The sequence below is a fragment of the Spirochaetota bacterium genome (assembly GCA_038043445.1).
Taxonomy (GTDB): domain Bacteria; phylum Spirochaetota; class Brachyspiria; order Brachyspirales; family JACRPF01; genus JBBTBY01.
The window spans coordinates 1-10857 of record JBBTBY010000044.1 but is presented as its reverse complement, the minus strand read 5'-3'; the positions used below and the strand labels follow the sequence as shown (position 1 = coordinate 10857).

Below are 10857 nucleotides of genomic sequence, written 5' to 3'. Positions count from 1 at the left end.
TGCGATGAAGATAAAGCTTACCACGCAGGATACGGTGAACATGCTCCAGCTCAAGCGCATTGCGCGGGAGAAATTCGCCGGGAGCTGCCGCTGCTGCAGGGAATGCGACGGGGAGGCGTGCCGCGGCGAGGTGCCGGGCATCGGCGGCATCGGCACGGGGGATGCGTTCGTCCGTAATGTGAAAGCGGTGAAATCATACACGATAAACACCTCGCTCATACACGGCATCAAGGAGCCGAATACCAATACCGGCCTGTTCGCGTATCATCTTGAGGCGCCGATCATCTGCGCTCCGATATTCGGCACCGATGTCAATCTCGGCGGCGGTATGACCGAGGCGGATCTCGCCGAAGCGCTCGTCGAGGGTGCTCGCGAGGCGGGCATCATCGCCATGCTGGGCGAGAACGGCGATACCGATTCATATCGCATAGGACTTAAGGCGATAAAGAAATTCGGCGGCTACGGCATCCCGATGCTGAAGCCTGTTCGGACGCAGAGCGAGATAATCAGGAAGATACGCGGTGCCGAGGATGCCGGCTGCATCGCAGTGGCCATCGATATCGATGCCGGATCATTTCTTGCGCTCGGGTCGAACAAGGAAGAGATAGTGACCAAGACGGAAGAGGAGCTTGCCGAGATAGCCGCATCCACCGAGCTTCCGCTTATCGTCAAGGGCGTTATGAGCGTACAGGATGCGAAAATAGCGGTAAAAGCAGGGGCAAAAGGGATATATATATCGAATCACGGCGGGCGTGTCCTTGAAAGCTCGCCGGCGACCGTGGATGTGCTCCCCGATATAGCCGCCGCTGTCAAAAGCAGGGCCAAGATCATCGTTGACGGCGGGTTCCGCACCGGGGCAGATGTGCTAAAAGGAATGGCATTGTCTTCCGATATTATAGGTGTAGGGCGTCCATTTGCCATAGCTGCATACGGGGGGGGCGCGCGCGGGGTGCAATTCGCCGCATCCCGGCTGCGTGAGGAATTGATGCGTGCAATGATACTGAGCGGTGTCGGCGCGCTTAAGGACATTACGCGGGAAACGATCGGACGCCTCTAAAACCTGAAGGTATGGTATGAAAAAAGGTACGGTACGACATTGCATCATCGCGGTGACGCTCGGTGCGGTCAGCGGCTTTGTGATATCCCTTGCGGTCTTTCTGCTGGCCGTATCGCTTGTACGTGCGAGCGGGAGCGACAGCCTCCTCTCGTTCGTCACGGCGCTTAAGGGAGATCTTGATGCGAATGTCCGCTACGCGCTCCTCTGGGGCGTTCTGTTCATCCCGGCGTCATTGCTTTCGCTGCGCGAGCTGGCGAGCGGCCGCGAACGATGGATGGGCCGGACGATATACCTTTGGCTCTTTCTTATCACCGTCCTTGCCTGCATACTTGCCGGCATCGGCAACGGGCTCTATCTGCGCGTCGTTTCCGGCATCATCTATTCGGCTGCCGCGGCGGCGGTCTGTGCTGCTGCGGTCATCGTCGTTCGCCGTTCGTTCTTCTGGCTCTATTCGACGCTCCTTTCCATTTTCATGGTCGAGAACAAGAACGCGTACCTGCTCGATACCGAATTCGCCGCCCGTGAGCGCGTGCCGGATTATGAACTGTTCCTCCGCGAGCTTGAGGACCTCCTCGCCGTGAGCAGACGGATAAAACGCCCGCTCGGCATCATGGGCGTACGCATCGCCAACCAGCTTGCGCTCATCGAGCGTTATTCCTCGGACGGATATGATGCCCTTGAGAAACAGCTCATCGATCTCATACGCAGGCATGCGCGCACCGGTGAGAACCAGTGCCTTGTGCAGAAGGGGAGCATCATTTCCGTCGTGTTCGCCGACAGCGACAGTGCCTATAAGGCGCTCGCCCGTTTTGAAAAGCTCGTTGCTGCGCACCGCTTCGTGTACCGCAATGCCGAGACGGATGTGCGCGTGGTGTTCGGTGCGGCCGGTTTCGATTTCGCACGGACGCCGCACAGCGAGAGCGCATCCGAGCTTCGGGACGTACTCCTGCTCAGGACCATCGACGCATTAACCGATGCAGAGCACAATAATGCCATCGTCGTCAATTATCAATAATCGACAGGGCGGGTAACGCGGATGGAAGCGTTAATCGTCATACTGGCCATCAGCGTGATCCTGATCATACGCTATGTGTGGGACAGTCTCTACTTCCCGCGCAAGCTCACGCGGCTCGAGCAGTCGTTCAAGCGCGGCGAGTTCGAGACGATACTGAACGTCATCAACGGGTTCACCGCCGTCCAGAAAAAGCTGCTGCCCGTGCAGTGGATGCTCGCGCGGGTGTACTTCCAGCAGTCGCAGTTCGTCATGTCGCTCCTCCATCTGAACGAGATCGTCTCCGGCGGGACGTTCACCCCCGAAGTGCCGGCGCTCGATGTGCACCGCATGCTCGCTGTCATCTATGAACGCACCGGGAAGAACAAGAAGGCGGCCGAGGAGTACGAAGAGGTGTTGAAGCTTGATCCGCAGAACCTCGAGGCGCTCACGAAGATAGGCGGGTACTACTATGAGCAGGGGGACAGCGAGCGTGCAAAGGCGGCGCTTGACCGTGCGTACAGCATCGATCGGACCAATAATGAGACCATCTATATGCTCGCGATGATCAACTACGATCAGAAATTCTACGATATGTCGCTCGCGTATACCGAGCAGTGCATCATGAGCGATTCGGAGAACCACAAGGCGATACTCCTCAGGGGGAAGACCGAGTTCCAGATGAAGAAATATGCCGAGGCGAAGCACGACCTTCTCGCGGTGCTCAATATATCGGAATCGAAAATGGAAGCGGGCATGTTCCTCGGTCGCATAGCGATCGAGGAGGGCGATGCCGAGAGCGCGTACCGCTTCTTTTCCGAGTCGCTCACGCTCAACACGAACACCGATGAGGAGACGCTCTATTCCCGCTATGTGTTCTCCGACATGCTTGCGAAAACGAAGCGTTTCCATGAAAGCCTTGAGCAGCTTCGCGTCATACGAAATACGAAAGTGACCATGCTCGACGTGGATGACCGCATCGCATCGTACTCGAAAGTGCTGTCGCATGCGGTGCTCCGTGACGCGGCGGAGGCCGATATCGGCAAGTACGTCGACGATGTGCTCTATAAGGCGCTCTCGAAGAGCGGGTATGCCATCATCGAGAGCGTCATCGTGACGAAGTCGCTGGTCTATTTCTCAACGATGAAGAAGATCGGCGGGGGCGCGCAGGCCTATAAGAGCTGTTTTGCGCTCGACACATCGCTCATGCCCATGAGCGCGGATGATATCGACCGCTTCAATACCTATAGCAAGGACCGCAAAGGGCATAACAGTTTTTTCATAAGTCTGGGCGGGTTCGGACAGAACGTGCGCAATTCGCTCCCGGCACCGATCGAGCTGATGGAAACTGACAAATTCGAACAGATCGTTACCGGGAAACTGACACTATGACGGAGCATTAAAAGGAAATGCCGCGAAAAGAGGACATCGACAGCATCGGCGCCGTTCTTCATCTCCTCGGCGAAAAACCGCTTCCTGATCGTATATCGAAAGAGGACTATAAAAGCTATAAGGATATCTTTACCGATGACATTCTTTCGACGATATTCTCGTCGAAGAACGTCATTCCCTCGATCGATGAGCTCATGTCGCGCGATACCGGCGGGACGGCGGGTGCCTCGGCTGGAGCACTGGCAGGAGCGACAGCAGCGCCGGCAGCGGCAGCTCCGGCGGATCCCCTCGCGGGGCTTGGTTCGGAGAAGGCTGTACCCGCAGCGACGGAGCCGTCACTCGATGACCTGCTTGGCGGGCTTGATACTACGGGAATTTCCGATACGGGAACCGAGGCTGTACCCGAAGCGGACGCTCCGGTAACGGACACTGTCGATGATGTGCTCGCGTCGCTCGGCGGCGCGGGTGATACCGCGGAAGAAAAGCCAGCCGATGTACCCCCGGTGGAAGAAGCCCCGGCAGCCGATGCGGAGACATCGACGGATGATGCATTGGCAGCGCTCTTGGGCGGCGCACCCGCGGAAGAGACCGCTCCGAGCGAGCCGGACATCGCGGCGCCGGCGGCAGAGGCCGCGGATGAGACGCCGATAGATATTGCTCCCGATGTGACCATCCCCGATACGACAGCGGATACCGCGCTCGATGCCGTGATGGCTGCAGCGGAAGATGAAACGCCTGCGGCAGCGACGGATGCGGTGGATATGGGAGCATTGGCGGATATTGCCGCACCGCTTGAGACCACGGTCGAGGAACAAGCGCCGAAGAGAGCACCCGCGGCGGATACCTTCGATCTCGGTGCCGTCAGTGCGCCTGCTCCGACCCCGGCGCGCGAGGCGGGCGATGAGCTGCCGTCCGCGATGCGCATACGCATGTACCCGCGTATCAAGCTTACCGATGAGGCCATGGCCGCTATCGTCGAACGCCTCAACGGCTTATCGCCGTATCTGCAGTCCGTCGCCCTGGACGCCATACTCTATGACAAGCTCGAAGAGTCGGACATGCAGAAGCTTCTCGATATGCTCGCTGTCGATTCGAACGAAGGGGATATATCGTCATTCTTCCATTCGACGCTCGGCGTACTTGCGCCGTCCGCGGTCACGGGTGTACCCGTCGGGATGCCGACCGAGGGGATGGAGGGACCGCGGGTCAGAGTGCCGCGTTTCATCCCGGCCATTACCGCGTTCGTCGAGAACTATCTTCCGAGCCTTCGCATCATCGGCTTTGTCGTCGGCGGTGTCGTGGTCGTGGGTATCATCGTCTATGCGCTCATCATACCGTGGCGGACGACCATGCTCATTGAAGAGGGTCTGCGGCTTATCGACAAGGTGGAATACGAGAAGGCGGAACAGAATTTTAAAGAAGCGACACAGATGCGCTATTTCTTCGGCAAGCCGTTCCTCAAGAACATACCGTGGTATGACCGCTACGCGGCGCGCTATCTCGGTAAAGGCGCCACCGAGCATGCGAAGAGAAAATTGGATACCGGCCTCGGTTTCGATCCGAAGAACATGGACCTGCGTCTGACCTATGGTGTCTACTATCGCCGCGACGGCGAATTGCACAAAAGCGGTGCGTCGTTTATGCTCGGTGAAATACTGTATAAGCACATACTTTCGGGGTACAACCGGCGGCGTATCGAGCGGGCGATCGCGTCCGGCGATGTCGCGAAAAGCGTCAAGGCCGAGCATGAATTCATCTCCACGGAGACGTGGGCGACGAACGTGAAATCGCTTGAGCCGGTGAGCAAGACGAAAAAGGTGACCGCCGCGTACGACGGGCGCGGCATGCTCTATATCGTGTGGGCGGATACCATGAGCGAGCCCGAGCGATTGGAAACGGCCATCGATAATTACCGCACCATGCTGACGCGTATCGGCGACGGCGTGCTCCCGCGCAAGCGTTTCGCGCAGATATATATCCGTCTTGACGATAGGAAGTATGTCGAGAAGCAGATTGCCCGGATCAAGGCGTTTGACGAGGAATTCATCGACGATGAGCTTTCCCCGGAACTGGCCCGGTATCTCCTTGACCGAAAGGAGTATGTGAAATCACGCGTGCTCATGGAGAACATACTCAGGAAATATCCCGGTAACGAACGTACGCTCATCGCGGCCGCTGACTACTGGATACGCCTCAAGGAATACGACCGCGCCGAAATGATACTGAGCAATTACGCCATGTCGCTCTACGGCCCTACGCGTACCGAGGGGCTCAATAAACGCGCATTCATCCACAATATGCTCGGTGAGGTCAATTATAACCGCGGGCAGTATGTGTCGGCCATCGAACAATTCAATGAAGCGCTGAAAGTGAATGGCACGTATGCCGATGCGCACGAGAACCTCGCGAAGCTCTACTTCTACCAGAACAACAACTATGAAGCGGCGGCGTATCATTACGAGATGGCGGCGCGCCAGACCCCCGATATACAGCAGCGTCCGAATCTCCTCAACTTCAATCTCGGATGGATCAACTACTATCGGGGCGATGCTGCCGGTTATGAGAACGCATATCAATGCTGGTATCCCGTGCATCAGCATATGCGCGGGAACCCGGTGGCCGCCTTCGCGGTGGGCAATGCACTTCTCCATATGAAAGAGAAGGAGAACCTTGCCGAGGGATATTATCTCGAGGCGAAGGAATTGCTCGAACGGCTGCGTGAGCGTACCGGAAAACTGTCCATGGACCGCGCCATCGAATTCCATATCGTGAATTTCCTCGCGTCGCTCCACAACAATATGGGCGTCGTCCATTACCGGCGCGCCGTCCGCGGCATCGATACCGATGATAATATGGATAAGGCGTTCCGCGCATTCGTACAGTCGGCGCAGTATTTCGACCTTGTGAAGTCGTCGCGCAGGGAAATGATGGAAGAGCGCGTCGTCGTGCTCGGTAAGCTCCCCGAAGGCGATGTGGGTATACCAAAGCTCAATATCATGCGGCTGACCGATGTCACGAAGCGGGGCAGGAAACGCGACGTTATCATCGATGACTATATACCGAAGGAACTGTACTATCTCGGGAAATAGCGGCAATTCGTCCGGCGTCGGCTGCATGCGGCAACGGCCCGCTCGTTGACAAAAAAATGAAATTCGTTTAAACTGCTCTCCAATCGTTACGGCTGAGCCGCTCTACGGAAGGATGCCTTATGATGTATCTTGCAATTCTATCGCTCGTAAAGGTCGTTTTGCTCGTTGTCGGTGTTACGCTGATATTCGATTATCTCCGCTTCCGGGACGAGCAGCTCCTTTATACCGCGTGGATAGCGTTCGCGCTCATTCTCAATGAGCTTTCATGGCTGCTCTACATACCGACGTTCTTCGCGAGCGTTAACCATTATCTTGTCATCGGGCTCGTCGGCATCGTCATATCGGGTGCCATCGCCAAATGGCGGTTCACCAAGGCGCAGTCGCGGCTCTATCTCACCATCAACGGCATTGTTTTTGCCGGGCTTGTCGTCGCGGGGATAGTGATACAGTTCATGTATCCGAACGTTGCCGGGACGAAAGTGAACATCCCGCAATTCGTCGTACGGCTCGCCATATCGCTGCACTATATCGTCATGCTGTTCCTCGCCATGCGGGCGCTTCGCATCAATGAGGAGGACATCACCGAGCGCGACGTTTTCCTCGCCAGGGAAGAATCGCATATCATGATCGGTCTCGTATTCCTCCTTTTCATGGTGGTGCCGGAGAAGAACACGTATCACCTCACCTCGCTCATCATGGCATCGCTCATGGTGCCGTTCAGCATCAAGCTCAGGAACTTCATGTACTCGAAGCTCGAGACGAGCATCTATCTCCGCGAGAAAGAACGCGATGTAACGCTCGAACTGCTCTATCAGATCGGCAATGCGGTCGCGAGCAATCAGGAAAAAGAGACGATATTCAATCTTATTACCGAATCGGCCGCGCGCGCGACGAGCGCACGAAGTGCCGCGCTCTTCCTTCTGAACGACAAGGAGCGTGAGCTTGAGGCCCTTGCGGTGCACGGCCTTTTCCCGCCGGTGTACCCGACGAACGATTACATCCGTTCGCGCGAAGACCGCATCAAGAACAAGGTGTTAAGCGACCGCATCAAGGTCGGGGTAAGTTATCTCGGCATCGTCGCCGATACCAAGGAGCCGTTGTTCCTTACCGACGCGGTGACCGACGAACGTGTGCCGCAGACGGTGCCCGGCGTCATGGACATCCATACTGTCATCGCTGTCCCGCTCATGATAAAGAGCGATCTTATCGGGGTGCTCGCGATCTTGAACCGCGAGAACAAGAAGCCGTTCAATAACAACGACTTCTCGCTCATGAAGACGTTCTCCGACCAGGCAGCCGTGGCCATCAATAACATCAAGCTGTACGAAACGATAATCGAGAAGGAAAAGAGCGAGCGCGATATATCGATCGCAGGCGAAATTCAGAGCAAGATGCTTCCCGAGGACGCACCGGATTTCGGCGGTTTCGAGATAGCCTCGTTCTCCTACGCTGCGAAAGGCGTCGGCGGCGACTATTACGATTATCTCGATCTCGGCAATGGCCGGGTTGGCGCCATCATGGTGGACGTAGCGGGGAAGGGTGTTCCCGCGGCGCTCGTCATGGTCATGATACGCTCCATCTGGCGGACCATTGCGCCGACGATACCCATGCCGGGGCAGACCGTGGCGCGGCTCAATGCCGGTATCGCGGGAGATCTGACCGAAGAGAAATATGCCACCATGTACAATTTCATCTATGATAAGAACGAGCATAAGATATTCTACTCCAATGCGGCGCATGGGCCGCTCCTTCTCTTCCGGAAGGCGAAGAAGGAATTCGACGAGCTCGATTCCGCCGGCATTCCGGTGGGCATATCGGCGCAGACCGAATATGAGGACAAATCCACTTCGGTTGAATCCGGCGACATTGCGGCGCTCTATACGGACGGCATTACCGAGGCGATGAACAACGAACGCGACATGTATACGCTTGACAGGCTGAAAGACCGCATTGTCCAGTATGCGGACCTTCCGGCCAAGGAGATGTCGGAGAAGATATACAAGGATGTCACCGATTTCGTCGCAGGGGCGCCGCAGCACGACGACCAGACATTAATGATCATGAAGATATTGTAGAAAATCACGGGATATGATATACTTTCGAGGAACGCAGGAGGCTTAAGCCATGGAAATCAACGTAAGAGAGATCGCCGGGACGGGGGTCATTATTCTTGATATAAAGGGGGAGATAGACCTCTACAATGCCCCTGACATCAAGGATAATATCAAGACCCAGATCGATAAGGGCAAAAAGAAGATAATCATAAATCTCAAAGGCGTAAGCTATATCGACAGCTCAGGCATCGGCGCGCTCATCTCGAGCCTCTCGAACCTGAAGAAGGTCGGCGGCGGGCTTAAGATCATCCACGTGTATGATTCGGTGAAAAAGGTGTTCGAGCTCACCAAGCTTACGAGCTTCTTTGAGATATACAATAACGAGGACGAGGCTGTCGGTAATTTCAAGGACTAGCGTCCGGGCATTCCTCGCAGCAACCCTATCCCTGATATCGAGCGCATGCAACAGGCATGTGTGCATTGAGCATGCGTGCACTGATCGTGCGGCTTTTGACCTGCGCGGCGTAGTGTCGCCTGTCGGACCCTACACGCTTACCCGGCGTATAGCGCTTGAGCACTGTGTCGACGGTGAGAGCATCTGGCTTTATTCGCCCTCCGCGCTCTCGGAGGATGCGGCGGCAGCCCATGCAGTGCTTTTCGGTACAGAGCGCCGGCGTGTGATCGTCGGTACAGTGCGGCAATTCCTGTCGCAGGCAACACCGCGCATCATGTATACTACCGATGTCCCTTCGCTCCGTGCGGCCGGTTTTCGCGGCACGGCAGTGCGCATCATCCTCTCCCGGAACGATGCGGACGAGGCAGAACTTCTTTCCCTTCGCGGGAGGAGCGGAGAACGGCTTCTGGTCCAGGAAGAAGTGCGCGGTTCGATACGCATTGCCGTCCCGAGATCGGATATTTTTGTGAAGGCGAAGGACGCCGTGTGTATCGGCGCGATGACATGCCGCCTTGATGGTATACGGGTGCCGGCGAATACGGGCGATGAGGCGATGGTGTTCATGTCGCGGCGGACGCGTAATGCGGTGAGCATAGCGGTATCGCCTGCTGTACCGGACGGCGACGGTATTTGCGGCGATGTGTATATCGACGGCGAATCGCTTTCCTCGCTTCTTGTACGCTACGGCTGGGCATATGTGCCGGCAATGCGCGCGGGGGATCTCGATTGACAATGGACGCGTATCCGGTAGAATGGGCGTGAGAGGCTGACATGAAACATACGCTTGTGCTCGTGCTTTTCGTTACCGCGCTGCTGTTCCCCGTGCGGACGCAGTTCTTTTCCTCGGTCCGTTCCGATTTCTATGACCGCGGGAAACAATCCGGTGTGGCCGTCGACCAGCGCAACGGCATGACGCTTTCCCCGCGGCTCCGGAAGGTGGCCGGTATCGCCAAGGATTATGTGTGGCGTCTTGCCGCCGATGATCGCGGCACCGTGTATGCGGCCACGGGGCACGGCGGCGTACTGTATAAAAAAGAACAGTCTGCGGACCGCTTCTCCGAATTCGCGAAAGTACCCGATGCGGAGATAACGGCCGTCGCTGTGGACGGTGCGGGAACGGTATATGCGGCGGGTGCGCCGAAGGCGGTGCTCTATCGCGTCGGCAGGAACGGCGAGGTAAGCGCAATGCCGAGGACGAATGATCTCTACTTCTGGGATATCGTTGCGGCCGGTGATGACCTCTACATCGCGGCGGGCGGTGTCACGGGGAAGATATATAAATTCTCGAAAGGGGCGTTCACCGAGGTGCTTGTTACCAAAGAACAGCATGTGACCGCTCTATCGTACGATAAAAAAAGCGGTGATCTCTATGCCTCGACCGAAGGCAAAGGCATGATCTACCGGATAGCGAAGAGCGGCGCCGTGCACGTGCTCTATACGCCGCCGGAGGATGAAGTACACACGGTAGCGCTCCTGCCGGACGGCATCGTCGTTGCGGGGACGGCAAGCCGCGAGATCGATACGAAATCGACGGACACGAAAAGTACCGGTGTGGGGGAGAAGAAGGCCAGGCGCAATGCCCTCTATTCGATACATCCCAGCGGCGTGTTCGATAAGCTCTACTCGTTCACCGATACGGTGCTCCTCTCGCTGCTATCCGACGACGACGGATCCGTTCTTATCGGTACCGGCGACAAGGGTGAGCTGTACCGGATAGAGAACGGCGTCATATCGCTCGTGGCGAAGCTCGAAGAGAAACAGATACTGTCCATGGTGCGCGTGAACGGCGTCGTCTACTGCGCGACCGGGAGCGGCGGCGG

Annotated in this window: 8 protein-coding genes; all 8 read left to right on the top strand. The window is 56.8% G+C overall.

Annotated elements, in window-relative coordinates:
• On the top strand, positions 1-1057 hold a 1057-nt coding region (locus AABZ39_06725), incomplete at its 5' end, for an alpha-hydroxy-acid oxidizing protein (GenBank protein MEK6794451.1).
• A 16-nt stretch (positions 1058-1073) separates the two neighbouring features.
• Positions 1074-2072, top strand: a complete 999-nt coding sequence (locus AABZ39_06720) for a hypothetical protein (GenBank protein ID MEK6794450.1) — start codon at positions 1074-1076, stop codon at positions 2070-2072.
• A gap of 21 nt (positions 2073-2093) precedes the next feature.
• Complete coding sequence (locus AABZ39_06715) at positions 2094-3440, top strand: tetratricopeptide repeat protein (protein MEK6794449.1); 1347 nt, start codon at positions 2094-2096, stop codon at positions 3438-3440.
• A gap of 17 nt (positions 3441-3457) precedes the next feature.
• Complete coding sequence (locus tag AABZ39_06710) at positions 3458-6529, top strand: tetratricopeptide repeat protein (GenBank protein MEK6794448.1); 3072 nt, start codon at positions 3458-3460, stop codon at positions 6527-6529.
• Between the two features lie 119 nt (positions 6530-6648).
• Positions 6649-8604 carry a GAF domain-containing SpoIIE family protein phosphatase gene (locus AABZ39_06705; GenBank protein MEK6794447.1) on the top strand — a complete coding sequence of 652 codons (1956 nt, stop codon included), beginning with the start codon at positions 6649-6651 and terminating at the stop codon, positions 8602-8604.
• A gap of 49 nt (positions 8605-8653) precedes the next feature.
• On the top strand, positions 8654-8998 hold the full coding sequence (locus tag AABZ39_06700) for an STAS domain-containing protein (protein MEK6794446.1): 345 nt from the start codon (positions 8654-8656) through the stop codon (positions 8996-8998).
• Positions 8999-9110: 112 nt separating this feature from the next.
• Positions 9111-9767, top strand: a complete 657-nt coding sequence (locus AABZ39_06695; GenBank protein ID MEK6794445.1) for a hypothetical protein — start codon at positions 9111-9113, stop codon at positions 9765-9767.
• A gap of 41 nt (positions 9768-9808) precedes the next feature.
• The coding region (locus AABZ39_06690; GenBank protein ID MEK6794444.1) for a hypothetical protein at positions 9809-10857 on the top strand (1049 nt) is incomplete at its 3' end.

Bases quoted from the DNA above. Each gene is read 5' to 3' on its own strand.
- AABZ39_06700 (MEK6794446.1), top strand. From the start codon at position 8,654: ATGGAAATCAACGTAAGAGAGATCGCCGGGACGGGGGTCATTATTCTT.
- AABZ39_06705 (MEK6794447.1), top strand. From the start codon at position 6,649: ATGATGTATCTTGCAATTCTATCGCTCGTAAAGGTCGTTTTGCTCGTT.
- AABZ39_06720 (MEK6794450.1), top strand. From the start codon at position 1,074: ATGAAAAAAGGTACGGTACGACATTGCATCATCGCGGTGACGCTCGGT.
- AABZ39_06715 (MEK6794449.1), top strand. From the start codon at position 2,094: ATGGAAGCGTTAATCGTCATACTGGCCATCAGCGTGATCCTGATCATA.
- AABZ39_06710 (MEK6794448.1), top strand. From the start codon at position 3,458: ATGCCGCGAAAAGAGGACATCGACAGCATCGGCGCCGTTCTTCATCTC.